This window comes from Streptomyces sp. NRRL F-6676 (assembly GCF_000725625.1).
Taxonomy (GTDB): Bacteria; Actinomycetota; Actinomycetes; order Streptomycetales; family Streptomycetaceae; genus Streptomyces.
On sequence record NZ_JOHS01000016.1, the window covers coordinates 24,834 to 45,135 of the forward strand.

Below are 20,302 nucleotides of genomic sequence, written 5' to 3' on the forward strand. Positions count from 1 at the left end.
GTCGTGACCACCGTCCGGCTTCCGCTCTTCCCGTTGAACTCGGTGCTTTTCCCGGGACTCGTGCTTCCGCTGAACGTCTTCGAGGAGCGTTATCGCGCCATGATGCGCGAACTGCTGAAGACCCCCGAGGAGGAACCGCGCCGCTTCGCCGTCGTCGCCATCCGCGACGGCCACGAGGTGGCGCCCAGCGAGCCCGGCATGCCCGATCCGACGGCCGTGCCCGAGCGGGGGCCCGCGGCGGGCTTCGGGGCCGATCCGGCCAAGGCGCTGCACGCGGTGGGCTGCGTCGCGGACGCGGCGACCATCCGGGAGCGGCCCGACGGTACGTTCGAGGTGCTGGCCACCGGCACCACCCGGGTCCGGCTGCTCTCGGTGGACGCCTCCGGCGCCTTCCTGACGGCCGAGCTGGAGGAGCTGGAGGAGGAGCCGGGCGACGGCGCCGCGACGCTGGCCGAGGGCGTGCTGCGGGCGTTCCGGAAGTATCAGAAGCGGCTGGCCGGGGCGCGGGAGCGGTCGTTGTCGACCAGCGGGGAGCTCCCCGACGAGCCGTCCGTGGTGTCGTACCTGGTCGCCGCGGCGGCGATGCTGGACACCCCGGCGAAGCAGCGGCTGCTCCAGGCGCCGGACACCGCCTCGCGGCTGCGGGACGAGCTGAAGCTGCTGCGCGCGGAGACCGCGATCATCCGCAACCTGCCGTCGCTGCCGGCGGCGGAGCTGACGCGGGGCCCGCAGAGCCTCAACTGACGCGGCGCGGGACGGCGTGAGCGGCACGGTACGAAGAGGAAGGCGGTACGAGGGCCGGGATGGCGAAGAAGGCGAAGAAGCAGCAGCCGGGCGGGGGCGGGACTCCGGCCACGGTGGCGCTGACGGCGGCGGGGGTGGCGTACACGGTCCACTCCTACGACCACGACCCCTCCCACCCCTCGTACGGCGAGGAGGCGGCCGAGGCGATGGGCGTCTCCCCGGACCGGGTCTTCAAGACGCTGGTGGCCGACGTGGACGGCGCGCTGGTGGTCGGGGTGGTCCCGGTGGCGGGCTCGCTCGACCTGAAGGCCCTGGCGACGGCGGTGGGCGGCAAGCGCGCGGCGATGGCCGACCCCACGCTGGCCGAGCGGACGACGGGGTACGTGCGCGGCGGCATCTCCCCCCTGGGCCAGCGCAAGCGCCTGCGCACGGTTCTGGACGCGTCCGCGTCCGCGCACGCCACGGTGTGCGTGTCGGCGGGCCGACGGGGCCTTGAGGTGGAGCTCGCCCCGGGTGACCTGGCGGCCCTGACGGAGGCGGTCGTCGCGCCGATCGCGCGGGGCGCGTAGGGGCACGCCTCAGGGGCGTGTTGGGCGTGTGCATGCGGGACTGCGGGTGCGTCGTGGCCGGCCGCGCGGTTCCCCGCGCCCGTCAGGGGCGCGGCTTGGGGGAAGGCACCCGTCGAGCGCCGGGTCGCGAAGCCGCCGTGACGGCGACCCCGCTTTTCCGGGGCGCCCTCACCCCACCGGAGGCAACGGCACCGGCCCCGGCTCGGGGTCCCTCGGGCCGAACAGCGCCGTGAGGCCCAGGTGAACGACCAGCGCCGCCAGCGACCACGCCAGCAACGCCCCCTTCGCCCCCAGCTTCAACGGCGCGGAGAACGTCACCCCCTTGCCGACGCTCTTCGCATGGGCGACCACATCCTGCGCGGGCCCCAGCCAGATCCCCACCCGCCACGCGAGCAACGACCCCAGCACCCCGCCCACCGCGAGCGCCACCACCAAGGGCACCCCGCCCCGCCGCCGCACCAGGAACACCACCAGCGCGCTCACCGCCCCGAACGCCAGCGCGAGCAGCGTGAACGTCCCGTCGACCCCGATCGCCTGCTCCCCCTCGCTGTCCTTGAGGTAGACGACCCAGTTCTTGCCGACCACGTCACCGACCAGCGGCACATGCGGCGCCAGCCACCACCACAGCACCCCGAGCAGCACCCCCGTCACCGCCACGCCCAGCGCGACGACGACGCCCTCCCGCACTTCGGTCTTCATACCGGGTCCGTCCTGTGCGTACGACACGCCCGGCCCGTGGCCGAAGGGTCCGGGCACGGCCGCACCGTCGAGTCCCTGCCACCGCTCGTACGCGGGGCCCGGCGCCGCCGGGGCGGACGGGGCGGGGGCCTGCTGTCCGGCCTGGTCGCGGCGGGACGGTTCCTGCGGGGGCGGAGGAGTCAACGGAGCGGTCACCCTGTCATCGTGCCAGTCGAGTCGGTCGGTCGCGTCACCGGACGGCCGCGCGCCGGTACGCCCAGGCCGCCACGGCAAGCGAGGCGAACCCGACACCGGCGCACACGGCGAGGTCGCCGAGGACGTACATCCAGTCCGGGTGTCCCCCGAACGTCCGCGCGAACGCCTCCACACCGTACGTGGACGGCAGCAGATCGCGCGCGAGGCGGACCACCTCCGGCAGCCGGCCGGGCGGGAGCACGCCGAGCAGGAGCGCCGCCGACATGCCGAGCTGGCCGAGCAGGGTGGCGAGTTCGGGGCGCGGGGCGAGCAGCCCGAGGGCGGCGCCGAGCCCGGCGAGCGCGGCCCCGGCCAGCGGGATCACCGCGGCCAGTATCCACAGGTGGCCGAGCGGCAGTCCGAACAGCAGGCAGCCGAAGACGGCGGTGACCACCGTGCCCGGCACGGTGAAGGAGGCGTACGCGCCCGCCGCGCCCAGCACCACGGCGGCGGGCGGCACCGGGAGCGTGGCGTAGTGGTCGAGGCCGCCGTCGGCGCGGAGCCGACCGAAGTACTGCGCCAGCAGGTTGAGTGCCACGAAGGCGACGACGAGGACGGAGGACCCGGCGACCACCGCGCGCGCCCCGGCCGTGTCGTCCACGACTCCGCGCATGAGGATCATGATGCCGATCGACTGGAACGTCGCCACGAACAGCAGGGGGATGCGGGCGACCCGGGCGCGGGAGAGCTGCGCCTTGTACACGGCGGCCAGCGCGGGCCACAGCCGGGCCCGCGGCCCGAGGACGGCCGCCTCCGGGGCGGTGTCCGGCACCGCCCCCTGGGCGGCGGGCAGGATCCCGGCGGGTACGACACTCACGAAGCGCTGCTCCTTCTCGCTCGGGTCCTTCTCGCTCGAGTCTTCTCCCTCGGGGTGTTCTCCCTCGGGGCGGTCGTTCCGTTCCCTGTGGACCGTACGGACGCGGCGCCCCGCGTGCTCACCGCCGCACCGGCCCGCCTCACGCCTTCACCAGCCCCTGGCTGTCCCCGCCGAGCGCGAGGTAGACGTCCTCCAGGCTGGGCGTGGCGAGGGTGAAGTCGTCCAGGGCGGCGAAGGCGGCGCCGCCGGTGACCGTGGCGACGACGGCCCGGGCCTCCTCGGGGGCGAGCCGCAGCGTCCAGCGGCGTCCTGATTCGGTGGCGCGGTCGTGCAGGGCGGCGACTTCGGGCACGTCCAGTGGCGGGCGGTCGCGCCAGACGAGCTCCACGCGGACCTCGCCCGCCACCTCCGCCTTGAGTCCGGCGGGCGTGTCGCAGGCGACGACGCGGCCGCGGTGCAGGACGGCGACCCGGTCGAGGACGGTCTCCGCCTCGATGACGTTGTGCGTGACCAGCAGCACGGTGGTGCCGTGTTCCGCGCGGCGGCGGTCGACGGCGGCCCACACCGCGCGGCGGGCGACCGGGTCCATGCCGGTGGTGGGCTCGTCCAGCACCAGCAGCGGGCGCTCGCCGACGAGGGCGGCGGCGAAGCAGGCGAGCCGGCGCTGGCCGCCGGACAGCTTCTTCAGGGGGCGGGCGGCCAGCGGGGTGAGGCCGAGTTCCTCCAGCACGGCGTCCCGCTCCGCGCGGGCCCGGCGCAGGTCGAGGCCGCGGAGCCGGCCGGTGGTCTCGGCGGCGAGGGAGACGGTCAGCTCGTCGAGCGCGGTGGACTCCTGGCCGAGGTAGGCGAGGATGCGGGCGGCGCGCTCGGGGTGGCGGACGATGTCGTGGCCGAGGATCTCGACGCTGCCGCGGTCGGGGCGCATGAGGCCGGTGAGCTGGCGGACGAGGGTGGATTTGCCGGCGCCGTTGGGGCCGAGCAGGCCGAAGATCTCGCCGCCGCGGACGTCGAGGCGGATGTCGTCGGTGGCGGTGATCTCGGGGGTGGCGGGGGTGCCGCGGCGGGCGCGGGCGGCGGGGTAGGTCTTGGTCAGTCCGCGTACGCGTACGACGTCGCCCTGCGGTCGGGTCGACGGTGCGGTGCGCGTACTCACAAAGGACGAGACTACGGGGTATCGCCGACAAACCCTCGCCGGGGTGGGGCCGCGGGGCTTTTCCCGCCCCGGCGCCCCTGCCCTCCCCCGAGCCCTCGACTTCGTTCGAGCAGGCGCATCGCAGACAACTTCGAGCAGGCGCATCGCAGACGACACAGCCCCGCGGCTCTGTCGGGGGGCGCCCCCCTACTCCCCCGCCGGAACCCGTTCCGTAGCCGTTCGGCCGTCGATCTCGCGCCAGAAGCCCGCGCGGATCGCGTAGCGGTCCTGTTCGTCGATCTGGTCGTCCTTGTGGGCGAGCAGACCGAAACGCGCCGCGTACCGCAGCAGCTCGCCGTCGATGCGGTGGGGCACCCGGGGGTACATGCCGGAAAGTTTCTGCAAATGGACCTGGTCGGTCAGCCGCTCCGCCCAGCGGCGGGCGAACACCTGTCCGACCTCCAGCGGGTCGCCGCCGACCGCGGTGATGTCCTCCTCGCGGTCCGCCCACCGCTGCTCCGCGCTGGTGAGCTGCGCGAGCGTCGGCAGCGAGGCGGCCTCGGAGGACTCGCCCCCGGGCCGGTCGACCCAGCCCTTGTCCGAGGACCACCGCAGCGTCGCCGAGGGCGGCGGGGGCGCCGGCTGCGGGCCGGGGGCGCGCAGCCCCGCCAGGTCCTTCGGCGTGGGCACGCCCTTGGCGGCGGGCCCGCGCTCCGCCGAGCCGTTGCGCGGCTCGGCCGCCGCCGGGTGCCGGGGCTCCTCGGCGGGGCGTTCGGGCGCGGCGGAGAGCGAGGACTCCGGCAGCGGGGCGGAGAGGATCGCGGCGATCTCGGGCCGGGGCACGTGCGGGGGCGCGCAGATGCCGCCGTACTCCTTGGCGCGTACCGCCCGGGTGATCCAGGCGCGGTCCAGGACCCGGCGTTCGTCGGCCTCGGCGACCAGGTCCTCGGACTGGTTGTAGTCGCCGTCGGCGGCCTGCACCGCCCACAGGTGGACGGCGACGCCGTGCTCCTTGGCGGCCATCATGCCCGGCAGCAGATCGCCGTCCCCGGTGATCAGGACCACGTCGGAGCAGGCCCGGTTGCGGGCGAGTTCGGTGAGTTCGGCGTGCATGGCGGCGTCGACGCCCTTCTGCGCCCACCGTCCGTCGCTGCGGGTCAGGGCGCCGAGGCGGACGGTGACCCGGGGCATCACGCGCAGCCTGCGGTGCTCGGGCTGCGGTACACGATCGGGGGCGCCGTCGAACCAGTAGATGCGCAGCAGGGGCTGCCGGGTGTCGGACTCGGCGCGGTCGCGCAGGCCCTGGATGAGAGCGGCGTGGTCGACGGTGATGCGGGAGCGGGAGGGTTCACCGGCGAGGAGGCTGGCGGCGGCCCCGAGCAGGTATCCGGCGTCCACCAGGACGATGCAGCGGTCCACGCGGTCCACCTCTTTCCGGGAGGTTTGCTTCGGGCTTCCTTCGAGTCTGCCCGACGGCACGGGGGTTAACGGTCCGAACTGGATCTTCGGCGTGGCGCACGGGCGCGTCTGTCGCCAGCCACCTTGTCACACACGGTAATTGCCCGGAATGCGTTCTTTGTACGGCTGTGTGAGTCTGATCCCGTCCGGCCCCCGGACCCCCTCACAGGAGGCGAATCAGCATGGCGAAGAACAAGAACCAGAACCGCAAGCAGCCGAAGAACAACGGCCCGCAGAACCGTTCCGCCCAGGCGGAACACGCGGCGGAGCAGGCGCACCGGCCCGAGCGGGAGGCGCAGGCCGCCTCCATAGCCCCGGCGGATGCGGGCCCGGCCCAGCCCGGCCGCAAGCAGCGGAAGAGCTTCGGCCACAACTGAGGCCGGGCGCACCAAGAGGGGCGCATCCCGTGCGGGATGCGCCCCTTGCGTGCACCTGTGCGCGCCTGACCCAGGCGGAATCCCTGCCGGGATCTCCACCGGGCGTTCACGCCGGCCCCTCAACCCACCGGGCCGGGCAGGCCCTCGGCCTGGCAGGGCGGCGGGCCGGGCGGGGCTCAGCCCGCCAGGCAGGACGGGCCGAGCAGCACCTTGAGGTCGCCGAAGAGCGCCGGGTCCGGCTTCACCCGGTGCCGGTCGAGCCGGAGGACCGTGGTCTTGCGGGGTCCCTGGAGCTTGATCCGCACCTCGCTGTCGCCCTTGTGGTGGCTGAGGATCTCGCCGAGCCGGCTGACCATGGGCGGAGTGACCCTGGTGGCCGGGATGGTGAGCACCACGGGCGCGTTGGTGCCCGCGTTCGACAGGTCGGGCACCTGGAGCTCCATCGCGACCAGCCGCGGCACGTCCTCCCGCTTGTCGAGCCGGCCCTTGACGAACACCACGGCGTCCTCGACCAGTTGCGTCGAGACCAGTTGGTACGTCGCCGGGAAGAACATGCATTCCAGGGAGCCGGCCAGGTCCTCGACGGTGGCGATCGCCCAGGCGTTGCCCTGCTTGGTCATCTTGCGTTGCAGCCCGGAGATGATGCCGCCGATGGTGACGACCGCGCCGTCCCCGAAGTCGCCGCCGGTGAGCTGGGCGATGCCCGCGTCGGCCTTGTCGGACAGCACGTGCTCCAGGCCGAAGAGCGGGTGGTCGGAGACGTAGAGACCGAGCATCTCCCGCTCCTGGGCGAGCAGATACGTCTTGTCCCACTCGTCGGGCGAGAACTCCACGTCGAGTCCGAAGCCCGGCTCGCTGGTGTCGGCGTCGCCCATGCCGCCGAAGAGGTCGAACTGGCCCTCGGCCTCCTTGCGCTTGACCGCGACCACGTTGTCGATCATCGGTTCGTACTGGGCGGTGAGCCCCTTGCGGGTGTGCCCCATGGAGTCGAAGGCGCCCGCCTTGATGAGGGATTCCGTGGTCCGCTTGTTGCAGACGACGGCCTCGACCTTGTCCAGGTAGTCCGGGAAGGAGGCGTACTTCCCCTTCGCCTTGCGGGACCTGATGATCGACTCGACCACGTTGGTGCCCACGTTGCGCACCGCGGAGAGGCCGAAGAGGATCACGTCGTCACCCTGGGCGGCGAAGTTCGACTCCGACTCGTTGACGTTGGGCGGGAGCACCTTGATGCCCATGCGCCGGCACTCGTTGAGGTAGACGGCCGACTTGTCCTTGTCGTCCTTGACCGAGGTGAGCAGTCCGGCCATGTACTCGGCCGGGTAGTTGGCCTTCAGATAGGCCGTCCAGTACGAGACCAGGCCGTACGCGGCGGAGTGCGCCTTGTTGAAGGCGTAGCCGGCGAAGGGGACCAGGACGTCCCACAGGGCCTGGATCGCCTCGTCGCTGTAGCCGTTCTTCTTGGCACCGGCCTGGAAGATGGTGAAGTTCTTCGCCAGCTCGTCGGGCTTCTTCTTGCCCATCACGCGGCGGAGGATGTCGGCCTCGCCGAGCGAGTACCCGGCGATGATCTGGGCGGCCTTCTGCACCTGCTCCTGGTAGACGATCAGGCCGTAGGTGACGTCCAGGACCTCCTTGAGCGGGGCCTCCAGCTCGGGGTGGATCGGGGTGATCTCCTGGGCGCCGTTCTTGCGCAGCGCGTAGTTGGTGTGCGAGTCCATGCCCATGGGGCCGGGCCGGTACAGCGCCGAGACGGCGGAGATGTCCTCGAAGTTGTCGGGCTTCATCAGGCGCAGCAGGGAGCGCATGGGGCCGCCGTCGAACTGGAAGACGCCGAGGGTGTCGCCGCGCTGGAGCAGTTCGAAGGTCTTGGGGTCGTCCAGCGGCAGCGACAGCAGGTCGATGTCGAGGCCCTTGTTGGCCTTCACCATCTTGACCGCGTCGTCCATGATCGTCAGGTTGCGCAGGCCGAGGAAGTCCATCTTCAGCAGGCCGAGCGACTCGCAGCTCGGGTAGTCCCACTGCGTGATGGTCACGTTGTCGGTGTGCCGGACCCAGACGGGCACGTGCTCGGTGATGGTCTCGCTGGACATGATCACGCCGGCGGCGTGCACGCCCATCTGCCGCACCAGGCCCTCGACGCCCTTGGCGGTGTCGATGACCTTCTTGACGTCCGGTTCGTTCTCGTACATCCCGCGGACCTCGCCGGCCTCGCTGTAGCGCGGGTGCGAGGGGTCGGTGATGCCGTTGAGGTCGATGCCCTTGCCGAGGACGTCGGCGGGCATCGCCTTGGTGATGCGGTCGCCCATCGCGTACGGGTAGCCCAGGACGCGCGCGGAGTCCTTGATGGCGTTCTTGGCCTTGATCTTGCCGTACGTGCCGATCATGGCGACCTTGTCGGCGCCGTACTTCTCGGTGACGTACCTGATGACCTCGACACGCCTGCGCTCGTCGAAGTCGATGTCGACGTCGGGCATGGAGACGCGCTCGGGGTTGAGGAACCGCTCGAAGATCAGGCCGTGCGGGATGGGGTCGAGGTCGGTGATGCCCATGGCGTAGGCGACGATCGAGCCGGCCGCGGAGCCTCGCCCCGGGCCGACGGCGATGCCGTTGTTCTTGGCCCACATGATGAAGTCGGCGACGACGAGGAAGTAGCCCGGGAACCCCATCTGGATGATGACGTCCATCTCGTACTCGACCTGCTTCTGGCGGTCCTCGGGGATGCCGCCGGGGAAGCGGCGCTCCATGCCGCGGCGGACCTCCTCCTTGAACCAGGTGACCTCGGTGTAGCCCTCGGGGATGTCGAACTTGGGCATCAGGTCGCGCTTCTCGAACATGCCCGTGGTGTCGACCTGTTCGGCGACCAGGAGGGTGTTGCGGCAGCCCTCCTGCCAGGCGTCCGAGGAGTCGATGGCGTACATCTCGTCCGTGGACTTCAGGTAGTAGCCGGTGCCGTCGAACTTGAAGCGGTCGGGGTCGGAGAGGTTCTTGCCGGTCTGGATGCACAGCAGGGCGTCGTGGGCGCTCGCCTCGTGCGCGTACGTGTAGTGTGAGTCGTTGGTGACCAGCGGGGGGATGCCGAGCTTCTTGCCGATCTCCAGGAGGCCGTCGCGGACCCGGTGCTCGATGTCGATGCCGTGGTCCATCAGCTCAAGGAAGTAACGGTCCTTGCCGAAGATGTCCTGGTACTCGGCGGCCGACTTCAGGGCCTCGTCGTACTGGCCGAGGCGCAGCCGGGTCTGGAGTTCGCCCGAGGGGCAGCCGGTGGAGGCGATCAGCCCCTCGGACCACTGGGAGATGGTCTCCTTGTCCATACGGGGCCACTTCTGCAACCAGCCCTCGGCATAGGCGTCGGAGGACAGCCGGAAGAGGTTGTGCAGTCCGGTGGCGTTGGCCGCCCAGATCGTCTTGTGGGTGTAACCACCCGAACCGGACACGTCGTCCCGCTTCTGGTGCGGCTGGCCCCAGCGGATCTTGCGCTTGTTGCGCCGGGACTCGGGGGCGACGTACGCCTCGATGCCGATGATCGGCGTCACGCCCGCCTTCTTCGCGGAGTGGAAGAAGTCGTACGCACCGTGCAGGTTGCCGTGGTCGGACATGGCGATGTGCGTCATGCCCATCTCGTCGCAGGCCTTGAACATGTCGTTCAGCCGCGCGGCGCCGTCCAGCATCGAGTACTGGGTGTGGACGTGCAGGTGCGTGAACGGCGGCTTCGACACGTTCGGCCTCCAAGAGATGCTGCGTCGCGGAGCGCCCCGACGAGGGGCGGCGGTCGGTGACGGGAGGACGGTCGGCGACGGGCTCGCGGACAGTCCTGGGGTCAGCGTCGAAGTCTATGCCCCGGCACCGACACCGGCGGGACCCCTCCGCGTACCGTCGTGCGGGGGGCGCGGAAGCCCGCGCGTGTCGTCCGGGCACGCGGATCGCGGGCACTTCCGGTGACCGTCGCGCGTTGAAGGGACCGGCGGGGCCACCGCCCGTCGTCCGGCCCGGCGGACGTCGCTCCCGTCACATCTGTCACGCATCACCTGCTCCTGGAGGCACCCAGCGATGTCGGTCCCGCAGCTCACCGCCGAGCACCGCGGCGAGGAGATCCTCGCCGTCTTCGACACCGCCTTCGGCCGGCTCCTGGCCGCCGACCCGGCCGCGTTCCGCGTGAAGTTCCGCAAGATGGCGGCCTCCGCGTTCGCGTTCTACCGGGGCACGGCGTGCCTCTTCTACCACGACCTGGACGCGGCGGGCGACGGCGACCTCACGGGCCCGTACCTGGACGAGCGCACCTCCCGGGTGTGGATCCACGGCGACCTGCACGCGGAGAACTTCGGCACCTACATGGACGCCAACGGCCGGCTGATCTTCAACGTGAACGACTTCGACGAGGCGTACGTCGGCCCGTTCACCTGGGACCTGAAGCGGCTGGCCGCCTCGGTCGCGCTGATCGGGTACGCCAAGGCGCTCAGCGACGAGCAGATCTCCGAGCTGGTCGGGGTCTACGCGGCCGCCTACCGGGAGCGGATCCATGCCCTGGCCACCGGCGCCAAGGACGACGAGGTGCCGCCGTTCACCCTGGACACCGCCCAGGGCCCGCTGCTGGACGCGCTGCGCGACGCCCGCTCGCTGACCCGTTTCGGCCTGCTGGACTCGATGACGGAGATCCGCGACTTCGAGCGGCGGTTCGCCCCCGGCGGCGGCTCCATCGAGCTGGACGCCGCCACCCGCTACAAGGTGCTGGCCGCCTTCGACGGCTACCTGGAGACGCTGCCGGAGTCCTCCCTGACCCGCCCGGACTCCTACCGCGTGAAGGACGTCGTGGGCCGCCGCGGCATCGGCATCGGCTCGGCCGGCCTGCCCTCGTACAACATCCTCCTGGAGGGCAACAGCGACGCCCTGGAGAACGACGTCGTCATCTACATCAAGCAGGCCCAGACCCCGGCGGTCTCCCGGCACATCACGGACCGGGCGATCAGCGACTACTTCCTGCACGAGGGCCACCGCACGGTGATCTCCCAGCGCGCCCTGCAGGCGCACGCCGACCCGTGGCTGGGCTGGACGGAGCTGGACGGCGCCGGACAACTGGTCGCCGAGGTGTCGCCGTACGCCGTGGACCTGGACTGGGGCGACATCGACGACCCGGAGGAGATCGCCGCCGTCGTCGCCGACCTGGGCCGGGCCACCGCCACGATGCACGCGGCGGCGGACGACCAGTCCGGCGAGTCCCTGGTGCCGTTCTCCACCGAGCGCGCCATCGACGCCGCGATCGCCGCCGAGGAGGACGGCTTCGCCGACCTCCTGGTCGACTTCGCGCACAGCTACGGCGCTCGCGCGCGCGGTGACCACCAGATCTTCGTCGACCTGTTCCGCAACGGCCGGATCCCCGGCCTCTGACCCCCGGCCGGCCGCCCGGCCGGTCCCGATCACCACAACGCTCCGGTAACGCACAGCTCACCTTTAGGGGCCGCTTACCGGAGCGCATGGGACACTCTCCAGCGCGATGGACATATCAGCGACCCACCTCAGAGCCGTACGCGCGGCGGTGTTCACGGCGCTCGTCGTGACGCTCGGCACCGCGTCGCACGTGCTGCTGTCCGGGGTCCCGCTGCCGACGGGCACGGTGACGGCGACCGCCGCCGCCGTGTTCGCCGTCGCCTATCTCCTGGCCGGCCGTGAGCGCGGCTTCGGACGGATCGCGGCGCTGCTGGTCCCGCTGGAACTGGGCGCCGACACGGTCTTCACCACCGGCCAGCACACCTGCTACGGCCCCGCGGGCGGCCCCGTCACCGGCCCGCTGCGCTCGGTCGGCTGGGACGTGCTGTGCCGCGGCGGCGAGGTCGGCACCCCGCTCGCCCACCTGACCGGCTCCGGCGCCGCCCGGGTCTCCCCCCTGCTCGCCGACCCGGCCACCGCCTGGCTGCTGCTGGCCGCGCACGTGAGCGTGGGGCTGCTCGCGGCGGCCTGGCTGCGCCGCGGCGAGCGGGCCCTGGCCCAGCTCCTGCGCGCGGCCGGGGCCGTCACCTTCCGGCCGCTGCTGCTGGCGGTCGCGGCGGTCACCGTACGGCGCCGCACGACGGGGCACGCCGCGCTTCCCGCGCACCCGGCGGCCCCCGCCCCCCGCACCCGGCTGTTCACGCACTCCCTGGGCCTCCGGGGCCCGCCGCGCGCCACCGTGCCCGTCGCCGCTCTCGGCTGAGGCACACCCGCCCCGGTACGGGACCGGAGACGGCACCCGAGCACGCCCCCACCCCGAAGCATCCCGCGCACCCCACCGGTGCGCGCGTTCCCACGGAGATCACCCACATGAGCAAGCGAAACAGTCCTGCGGCGAAGTCGGCGGCCCGGGAGCGGCTGCGCCAGGAGCGCGAGCGCCAGGCCAAGCGCGACAAGGTCAAGCGGCAGCTCGTCGTCGCCGGCTCCATCGTCGCGGTCCTCGCGATAGCCGGCGGCATCGGCTACGCGGTCGTGCAGGGCAACAAGCCCGGCTACTGGGAGGCCGCCAAGGACGACAAGCTCGTCAAGCCGGCCCACACCAGCGGCAAGGACGGCCTGACCGTCGTCATCGGCAAGGACAGCGCCAAGAAGACCCTCGAGATGTACGAGGACCCGCGCTGCCCGATCTGCGCGAGCTTCGAGCAGACCGTCGGCCCGACCGTCCACAAGGACGTCGAGGACGGCAAGTTCAAGATCCAGTACATCGGTGCCACGTTCATCGACACCAACAGCCAGGGCGAGGGCTCCAAGAACGCGCTGAGCGCGATGGGGGCCGCCCTGAACGTCAGCACCGACGCGTTCGCCGACTACAAGACGGCCCTCTACTCCAAGAAGTGGCACCCCGAGGAGACCGAGGACAAGTTCAAGGACGACGCCTACCTGATCAAGGTCGCCAACACCGTGCCCGCGCTGAAGGACAACGCGGCGTTCCAGAAGGCGGTCAAGAACGGCACCTACGACAAGTGGGCGCTGGACATGTCGGCGAAGTTCGACAAGAGCGGCGTGAACGGCACCCCGACGCTGAAGATGGACGGCAAGACGCTGACCGGCTCCGACGGGCAGAACGCGCCGATGACGGTGGACGACTTCAACACCGCCATCAACAAGGCACTGGCCTCCTGACGCCGGACACCCCGCGGCACTGAGGTTCGCGGCCGAACAGCGGGCGGACTTCGGCGAGTTCGCCCGCTGGCGGCCGGTTCCGGACACTAGCCTGATCGTCCGTGACCCCCAGCCCACACGGATCGTCCGACAGCACCCCCGCCGCCGCGCCCCCTCCCCCACCGCCTCCGCCGGTGCCCTCCACGCGCGTGCCCTCCATCCCCGCGCCCTCGACCTCGCCCGAGGAGACCTCCCGGCTCGCGGAGGCGCTCGCTCCGCTCCGCCGTACGGTCGGCAGGGCGGCGGCGGCCACCGCGGAGCTGGTCGGTCCGCTCGCTGCCGTACTGCCCGCCCGGGCCGCGCCCGGCACCACCGCCTTCCTGCACGGCGTGGCCTCCGGCGATCCGCTGCCCGACGGCATCCTGCTGTGGACCAGGGTGACGCCCACCCCCGAGGCGGTGCCCGGCTCCGGGCTCGGTCCGGACGTCCGGGTCGGCTGGGTCGTCGCCACCGACCGGGCATTCACCGAGATCGTCGCCAAGGGGGCCGTCACCGCGACCGCCGCCTCCGACCACACCGTCAAGGCGGACGTACGCGGGCTGCGGCCGGCCACCGACTACTGGTTCCGCTTCACCGCCGGCCCCGCCGAGTCCCCCGTCGCCCGCACCCGCACCGCCCCGGCCGCCGACACCCCCGTCACCCACCTGCGCCTGGGCGTCGTCGCCTGCGCCAACTGGGAGGCCGGCCACTTCTCCTCCTACCGTCATCTGGCCGCCCGCGGCGACCTGGACGCCTGGCTGCACCTCGGCGACTACATCTACGAGTTCCCCACCGGCAAGTACGCCCACCGGGGCACCGTCGTCCGCCCGCACTCCCCGGCGCACGAGATCGTCACGCTCGCCGACTACCGGGTGCGTCACGGCACGTACAAGACCGACCCCGATCTGCAAGCGCTGCACCACACCGCGCCGGTCGTCGCGATCTGGGACGACCACGAGTTCGCCGACAACGCCTGGTCCGGCGGCGCGGGCAACCACACCGAGGGCGAAGAGGGCGCCTGGACGGACCGCCAGGCGGCCGCGAAACAGGCCTACTTCGAGTGGATGCCGGTCCGGCCCGCGACCGAGGGCACCACCTACCGCCGGCTGCGCTTCGGCACCCTCGCCGACCTGTCCCTGCTCGACCTGCGCACCTTCCGCTCCGAACAGGCGGCCACGGGCAGCGGTTCGGTCGACGACCCGGAGCGCACCCTCACCGGGCGGGGCCAGCTCGACTGGCTCAAGGCGGGGCTGAAGGCGTCCGACACCACCTGGCGGCTGGTCGGGAACTCGGTGATGATCGCGCCGTTCGCGGTGGGCTCCCTCTCCGCCGCCCTGCTGCGGCCGCTGGCCCAGTTGCTCGGGAAGCCCAAGGAGGGGCTCGCCCTCAACACCGACCAGTGGGACGGCTACACCCGCGACCGGCGCGAACTCCTCGGCCATCTGCGGGAGCACGGCATCGGCAACACCGTCTTCCTCACCGGCGACATCCACATGGCCTGGGCCAACGACGTGCCGTTCGACGCGGCCACCTATCCGAAGTCCGGCTCCGCGGGCGTCGAGTTCGTGGTCACCTCGATCACCTCCGACAACCTCGACGACTTCGTCAAGGCACCCGAGGGCACCGTCTCGGCGATGGCGTCCCCGCTGATCCGCACCGCCAACCGGCACGTCCAGTGGGTCGACACCGACCGGCACGGCTACGGGGTGCTCGACCTCACCCCCGAGCGGGCGCAGATGGACTACTACGTCGTCTCCGACCGCCGGGACCCGGCCGCGACCTCCTCCTGGGCCCGGTCGTACCGCACCCGCAGCGGCACGCAGAAGGTCGAGCGGGCCCACGACCCCGTCTGAGGCCCCGTCCGTTCAGCGGGCCCCGGGCTCTCACGCCTCCAGGGTCCCGAGGAAACCGAGCGCCACCCGCCAGGTGGCCTCGGCGGCCTCCTCGTCGTAGTCGGGGAGCCCGGGGTCGGTGTAGAGGTGGCCGGCGCCCGCGTATCTGTAGACCTCCACGTCGGCCCCCGCCCGGCCCATCTGCAAGTACCAGGCGCTCAGCCAGTCGTCCGGCTCGAACGGGTCCGGCTCCGCCACGTGCAGCTGGACCGGCAGCTCGTCCACCGAGGCGTTCGGCGCGAGGTCCGACGTGCCGTGCAGGAGCAGCAGTCCCCGGGCCTTGGCGTCGCCGAGGGCGAGGGTCTGGGCGGTCGCCGCGCCCAGCGAGAAGCCGGCGTACACCAGGCCGCGCTCGGAGTACGGGGCGGCGGCCAGCACCGCCCGCTTGAGCAGCTCCTCCTTGCCGAGCTCGTCCTTGTAGGCCGTGCCCTCCTCGACCGTGTCGAACGTACGGCCGTCGAAGAGGTCCGGGGTCCACACCTCGTGCCCGGCGGCACGCAGCCGGTCGGCGGCATCGCGGACGGCGGGCCGCAGTCCGTACGTCGAGTGGAAGAGCATGATGTTCATGGGCCCATGGTGCCAGCCGCCACTGACAGTCACGTTCCGCCGGAGCCCGCCGCCCGGCCGGCGGACCCCGGCGCACCGGCGCCCGGGGCCGCGTGCGGATGCGTGAGGTCGCTCACGCGGGGGCCCGCGGGCGCCCGGGGCTACCCGCGATCGCCGGGACGACACATGTTCATGACCGGCCGTGCCGGTTACGTTCTCCGGCATGGAGAACGTACTCCGCCCCCTGATCGTCGTCGGCGGTTCCGTCCTGCTCACCCTGTTCATCGGCTGGGCCTCGGACCGTCTGCTGCGCCAAGCGGACCAGCGGCACCACGAGACCCCCCTGTGGGGTCTGCTGCGCCGGGGCCGCATCCCCTACCTGCTCGTGCTGTGCGCGGCCCTGCTGAGAGGCTCCTACGACGAGGCGAAGCTGCTCGACGACCATCATGTCGGCATCGGCCGCGCCCTGAGCCTGGTGCTGATCGGCTCCGCCGCCTGGCTGGTGATCCGGATCGCGGCGGCGGTCGTCGAGACGTCGTACAGCCGCTATGCCCGGGCCCACCGCGACCCGGCGCGGGTGCGCCGGGTGCGGACCCAGGTGACGCTGATCATGCGGGTCGTCTCGGCGGTCGTCGGGGTGGTCGCGGTGGCCGCGATGCTGCTGACGTTCCCCGCGATGCGGGCGGCCGGCGCCTCCATCCTGGCCTCGGCGGGCATTGTCGGCATCGTCGCCGGTGTCGCCGCGCAGTCCACGCTCAGCAACCTGTTCGCCGGGTTGCAGATCGCCTTCGGCGACATGGTGCGGATCGGCGACACCGTGGTGGTGGACGGCGAGTGGGGCACCGTCGACGAGATCACGCTGACGTTCCTCACGGTACGGACCTGGGACGAGCGCCGGATCACCATGCCGGTGTCGTACTTCACCTCCAAGCCGTTCGAGAACTGGTCGCGCGGCGGCGCGCAGATGACCGGCACGGTCTACTTCCACGTCGACCACAGCGCGCCCGTGGAGACGATGCGCGAGCGGCTGCGGGACATCCTGCGCCAGTGCCCGGCGTGGGACGGGCGCGCGTACGGCCTGGTCGTCACCGACACCACGCCCAACACCATGGAGGTGCGGGCGCTGGTGACGGCGAAGGACGCGGACGACATCTGGACGGTGCGGGTCGCGGTCCGCGAGGAGATGATCCGCTGGCTGAGCGAGCACCATCCCTACGCGCTGCCGCGGGTCAACACGGCGGAGGCGGTGCGGCCGCCGCACCATCTGGACGGCCGTTTCGCCGTCCCGGGCGCCCGGCCCGCGCCGCCGGACGAGTCCGGGCCCGGGCGGTCCGACGGGACGCGGTCCCGGCAGACGGACGGGACGCGGTCCCGGCAGTCGGAGGGCGCGAGCTGGGTCACGGCCAACCGGCCGCCCGGCAAGAGCTGAGCCCGGCGCGGAGCCCGGGCTCGCGCAGGGCCCGGCCCGGCAGCACCCCAGCTTCCCCGCAGGGTGCCGCCCCGGGGGTCGTCAGCGCAGACTGCGCACGTCCAGGTGGCGCAGGACGCGGTCGACGACCTCCGGGTCCGCGCCCGGTTCGCTGCGGGCCGCCAGGATCTCGTGCCGGGCGGCGCTCAGCATCTCCCCCTGGATCCGCCGGATCCGCTTCAGCCGCCGCACCCGCTTCTCGTGCGCCTCCCGGCGTTCGTCCTCCGCCATGTCGGGGCTGATCCGCACCCCGATGTCGAAGGCGCGGCGCAGCATCTGCTCGGACAGTTCCTCGGAGAGGTCCTCGTTCTGCTCGATCTCCGCGAGCCGCTTCTTGGCCGCCCGGGCCGCGCGGGTGGCGAGTTCCTTCTCGAACTCCTTCTCCCGGTCGGTGTCGGCCCGTACGTCCAGCCACCGCACCAGCCAGGGCAGCGTCAGGCCCTGGAGCACGAGCGTGGCCATGATGACCGCGAAGGCGATGAAGACGATCTCGCCCCGGTCGGGGAAGGGCGACCCGTCGTCCATCTCCAGCGGGATGGCGAGCGCCAGCGCGACCGAGGCGACCCCGCGCATCCCGGACCACCACATCACGATGGTCTCCCGCCAGCTGGTCGGGATGTCCTCGTCCTGGTCACGCCGGCTGTGCAGCCGCTGGGTCAGCCAGGTGGCGGGCAGCAGCCACAGCAGGCGGACGAGGATCACGACGCCGACGACCGCCCCGGCCCAGCCGAGCATCTCGCCCCAGCGGCCCTCGGCGGTCGCGAGCGCGTGGTGCAGCTCCAGTCCGATCAGGCCGAACGCCACCCCGGTGACCAGCGTGTCGACGACCTCCCAGAAGGTGTGGCCGGCGAGCCGGGTCAGCACGTCGTCCGGGTCGGTGGCGTACTCCGCGAGGAACAGCGCGGTGGTGAGCACCGCCAGCACACCGGAGCCGTGCAGTTCGTCTGCCATGACGTACGACGCGAACGGCACCAGCAGGGTGAGTCCGATTTGCAGGGTGGGGTCCCCGAGGACGTCCATCAGCTTGTTGGACAGCCAGCCCAGCACCGTGCCGACGACGACGGCGACGACCGCGAAGAGCAGCAGTTCGAGCAGGGCCCCGGGCAGCGAGAACGAGCCGCTGACGGCGGCGGCGATGGCCACGTGGTAGAGCGTGATCGCGGTGACGTCGTTGAACAGGCCCTCGCCCTCCAGGATGGAGACGAGCCGGCGCGGCAGCCCGAGCTGGCCGGCGACGGCGGTCGCGGCCACCGGGTCGGGCGGCGCGACCAGCGCGCCGAGCGCGACGGCGGCGGCGATCGGCAGCCCCGGGACGACGGCGCCCGCGACCGCCGCGACCGCGATCATGGTGACGAACACCAGGGCCACGGCCAGCAGGAAGATGGGCCGTTTGTTGGCCGTGAACTGCCGCCAGGAGGTGCGCCGCACCGCCGCGTACAGCAGCGGCGGCAGCAGGGCGGGCAGGATCAGACCGGGCGGGATGTCGACGTTGGGGACGAAGTCCGGCAGCGCCAGCACGATGCCGAGCAGCGTCATCAGCACCGGCGAGGGCAGTCCGAGCCGGTCCCCCACCGGCACGCTCACCACGGTCCCGAGGAGCAGCACGAACAGCAGGGCCAGCTGGTCCACGGTCAGCGCTCCCGGGGTCAGGGACGATCAGGACGATCAAGAGGGGCCGGAGATCCAGCCTGCCACGCCGCCCCCGGGGACCGCACCGGCAGACTCCGTCGGCCGGCCCCGCCGCGCCGCCGCCCCGTCCGTCTCAGACGGGGCGCCGCATCGCCCGGTGGGGTATCCCGGCGTCCGGGAACTCCGGTCCGTACGCCTCGTACCCCAGCCGCCGGTAAAAACCCAGCGCGTGCGTCTGCGCGTGCAGATCGACGGCGGTCAGGCCGCGCTCCCGCGCGGCGTCCTCTATCGCGCGCACGAGGGCGGCGCCGACGCCGAGGCCGCGCGCCTCCTTGGTGACCGCGAGCCGGCCGAGGGAGCCCACCGACGGCTCGCCCCCGTTCTTCGCCGCGGCCGCCTCGCCGGACAGCAGCCGGCCGGTGCCGAGCGGCACGCCGTCCGCCCGCCGCACCGCCAGTACGTGCACCGCGTCGGCGTCGTGGGCGTCGTACTCGATGTCCTGCGGGACGCCCTGCTCGACGACGAAGACCTCCTTGCGGACCGCGAAGCAGGCCTCTCGGTCGGCGGAGCCTTCGGCGACGCGCACCTCGTACCGCTGCCCGTCACCGGTCGCCGTGCTCATGCGTAGGTCTCCTCGCGCACCTGGTCCAGGGCCTGCTGCAAGTCCTCGGGGTAGTCGCTGGCGAACTCCACCCACTCCCCGTCGCCGGGGTGCTCGAAGCCGAGGCGGACCGCGTGCAGCCACTGGCGGGTCAGCCGGAGCCGCTTGGCGAGGGTCGGGTCGGCGCCGTAGGTGAGGTCGCCGACGCAGGGGTGGCGGTGGGCGGCCATGTGGACGCGGATCTGGTGGGTGCGGCCGGTCTCCAGCTTCACGTCGAGCAGGGAGGCGGCGCGGAACGCCTCGATCAGGTCGTAGTGCGTGACGGAGGGCTTGCCCTCCGCGGTGACCGCCCATTTGTAGTCGTGGTGCGGGTGGCGGCCGATGGGGGCGTCGATGGTGCCGCTGGTCGGGTCGGGGTGGCCCTGGACGAGGGTGTGGTAGCGCTTGTCGACCGTGCGCTCCTTGAATTGGCGCTTGAGCGAGGTGTACGCCCGCTCGGATTTGGCCACCACCATCAGGCCGGAGGTGCCGACGTCCAGGCGGTGCACGATGCCCTGGCGTTCGGCGGCGCCGGAGGTGGAGATGCGGTACCCGGCGGCGGCCAGGCCGCCGATCACGGTCGTACCGGTCCAGCCGGGGCTCGGGTGCGCGGCGACGCCGACGGGCTTGACGATGACGACCACGTCCTCGTCGTCGTGCACGATCTCCATGCCCTCGACCGGCTCGGCGACGATCTGCACCGGCGCGGGCGCCTGCGGCATCTCGACCTCGAGCCAGGCGCCGCCGTGGACCCGCTCCGACTTGCCGACCGCCGAGCCGTCGACGTGCACCTTGCCCGCCGAGGCCAGCTCGGCCGCCTTCGTACGGGAGAAGCCGAACATGCGGGAGATGGCGGCGTCTACGCGCTCGCCCTCCAGGCCGTCGGGCACGGGCAGGGTGCGGATCTCGGGAAGCGTGCTCACCCGTCGAGTATGCCGGACGGACCGGGACCCCCCGCACGAGCCTGTGGACAAC

At 72.3% G+C, this 20,302-nt stretch carries 17 protein-coding genes; 8 read left to right on the forward strand and 9 right to left on the reverse strand.

The genetic code is table 11. The features are described 5' to 3' along the window. The first annotated feature begins 3 nt into the window (after positions 1 to 3). Positions 4 to 744, forward strand: coding sequence for an LON peptidase substrate-binding domain-containing protein (locus IO29_RS13140; protein WP_030380295.1), 741 nt, complete (start codon positions 4 to 6; stop codon positions 742 to 744). 59 nt (positions 745 to 803) lie between these two features. Continuing rightward, entirely contained in the window at positions 804 to 1,313 is a 510-nt protein-coding gene (ybaK, locus tag IO29_RS13145; protein ID WP_030380296.1) for a Cys-tRNA(Pro) deacylase, read from the forward strand. A gap of 168 nt (positions 1,314 to 1,481) precedes the next feature. Here the strand turns inward: ybaK and IO29_RS13150 are convergent, their stop codons facing one another. The 4 genes from IO29_RS13150 to IO29_RS13165 all read right to left on the reverse strand — a co-directional run bounded on the left by IO29_RS13150 (position 1,482) and on the right by IO29_RS13165 (position 5,614). Beyond that, complete coding sequence (locus tag IO29_RS13150) at positions 1,482 to 2,207, reverse strand: DUF2567 domain-containing protein (protein ID WP_030380297.1); 726 nt, start codon at positions 2,205 to 2,207, stop codon at positions 1,482 to 1,484. Between the two features lie 34 nt (positions 2,208 to 2,241). Next, the gene (locus tag IO29_RS13155; RefSeq protein ID WP_030380298.1) at positions 2,242 to 3,063 is read right to left on the reverse strand and encodes an ABC transporter permease; all 822 of its coding nucleotides are present in this window, start codon (positions 3,061 to 3,063) and stop codon (positions 2,242 to 2,244) included. Positions 3,064 to 3,202: 139 nt separating this feature from the next. Then, positions 3,203 to 4,216 carry an ABC transporter ATP-binding protein gene (locus IO29_RS13160; protein ID WP_030380299.1) on the reverse strand — a complete coding sequence of 338 codons (1,014 nt, stop codon included), beginning with the start codon at positions 4,214 to 4,216 and terminating at the stop codon, positions 3,203 to 3,205. A gap of 186 nt (positions 4,217 to 4,402) precedes the next feature. After that, a complete protein-coding gene (locus tag IO29_RS13165) occupies positions 4,403 to 5,614 on the reverse strand; it encodes an NYN domain-containing protein (RefSeq protein WP_030380300.1) in 1,212 nt (403 codons plus the stop codon). Between the two features lie 221 nt (positions 5,615 to 5,835). Here IO29_RS13165 and IO29_RS13170 point away from each other — a divergent pair, with 221 nt between their 5' ends. After that, positions 5,836 to 6,030, forward strand: coding sequence for a hypothetical protein (locus tag IO29_RS13170; RefSeq protein ID WP_030380301.1), 195 nt, complete (start codon positions 5,836 to 5,838; stop codon positions 6,028 to 6,030). Positions 6,031 to 6,206: 176 nt separating this feature from the next. On the opposite strand, the gene dnaE is transcribed toward IO29_RS13170, so the two are convergent. Then, on the reverse strand, positions 6,207 to 9,746 hold the full coding sequence (gene dnaE / locus IO29_RS13175; RefSeq protein WP_030380302.1) for a DNA polymerase III subunit alpha: 3,540 nt from the start codon (positions 9,744 to 9,746) through the stop codon (positions 6,207 to 6,209). Between the two features lie 331 nt (positions 9,747 to 10,077). Between dnaE and IO29_RS13180 the strand changes: the two genes are divergently transcribed. The 4 genes from IO29_RS13180 to IO29_RS13195 all read left to right on the forward strand — a co-directional run bounded on the left by IO29_RS13180 (position 10,078) and on the right by IO29_RS13195 (position 15,005). Continuing rightward, a complete protein-coding gene (locus tag IO29_RS13180) occupies positions 10,078 to 11,412 on the forward strand; it encodes a DUF2252 domain-containing protein (protein WP_030380303.1) in 1,335 nt (444 codons plus the stop codon). 106 nt (positions 11,413 to 11,518) lie between these two features. Next, a complete protein-coding gene (locus IO29_RS13185; protein WP_030380304.1) occupies positions 11,519 to 12,214 on the forward strand; it encodes a hypothetical protein in 696 nt (231 codons plus the stop codon). A 107-nt stretch (positions 12,215 to 12,321) separates the two neighbouring features. Beyond that, the gene (locus IO29_RS13190) at positions 12,322 to 13,134 is read left to right on the forward strand and encodes a thioredoxin domain-containing protein (RefSeq protein ID WP_030380305.1); all 813 of its coding nucleotides are present in this window, start codon (positions 12,322 to 12,324) and stop codon (positions 13,132 to 13,134) included. A 197-nt stretch (positions 13,135 to 13,331) separates the two neighbouring features. Continuing rightward, positions 13,332 to 15,005 carry an alkaline phosphatase D family protein gene (locus IO29_RS13195; protein ID WP_030380306.1) on the forward strand — a complete coding sequence of 558 codons (1,674 nt, stop codon included), beginning with the start codon at positions 13,332 to 13,334 and terminating at the stop codon, positions 15,003 to 15,005. A gap of 30 nt (positions 15,006 to 15,035) precedes the next feature. On the opposite strand, the gene IO29_RS13200 is transcribed toward IO29_RS13195, so the two are convergent. Further along, positions 15,036 to 15,611 carry a dienelactone hydrolase family protein gene (locus IO29_RS13200; RefSeq protein ID WP_030380307.1) on the reverse strand — a complete coding sequence of 192 codons (576 nt, stop codon included), beginning with the start codon at positions 15,609 to 15,611 and terminating at the stop codon, positions 15,036 to 15,038. 202 nt (positions 15,612 to 15,813) lie between these two features. Here IO29_RS13200 and IO29_RS13205 point away from each other — a divergent pair, with 202 nt between their 5' ends. Further along, entirely contained in the window at positions 15,814 to 17,019 is a 1,206-nt protein-coding gene (locus IO29_RS13205) for a mechanosensitive ion channel family protein (protein WP_030380308.1), read from the forward strand. An 81-nt stretch (positions 17,020 to 17,100) separates the two neighbouring features. Here the strand turns inward: IO29_RS13205 and IO29_RS13210 are convergent, their stop codons facing one another. From IO29_RS13210 to IO29_RS13220, 3 genes are all read right to left on the reverse strand, one after another. Then, entirely contained in the window at positions 17,101 to 18,687 is a 1,587-nt protein-coding gene (locus IO29_RS13210; RefSeq protein WP_030380309.1) for a Na+/H+ antiporter, read from the reverse strand. A gap of 133 nt (positions 18,688 to 18,820) precedes the next feature. Further along, a complete protein-coding gene (locus tag IO29_RS13215; protein WP_030380310.1) occupies positions 18,821 to 19,309 on the reverse strand; it encodes a GNAT family N-acetyltransferase in 489 nt (162 codons plus the stop codon). Further along, complete coding sequence (locus IO29_RS13220) at positions 19,306 to 20,250, reverse strand: RluA family pseudouridine synthase (RefSeq protein WP_030380311.1); 945 nt, start codon at positions 20,248 to 20,250, stop codon at positions 19,306 to 19,308. Before IO29_RS13220 ends, IO29_RS13215 begins: the two co-directional genes overlap by 4 nt. Positions 20,251 to 20,302 lie beyond the last annotated feature (52 nt).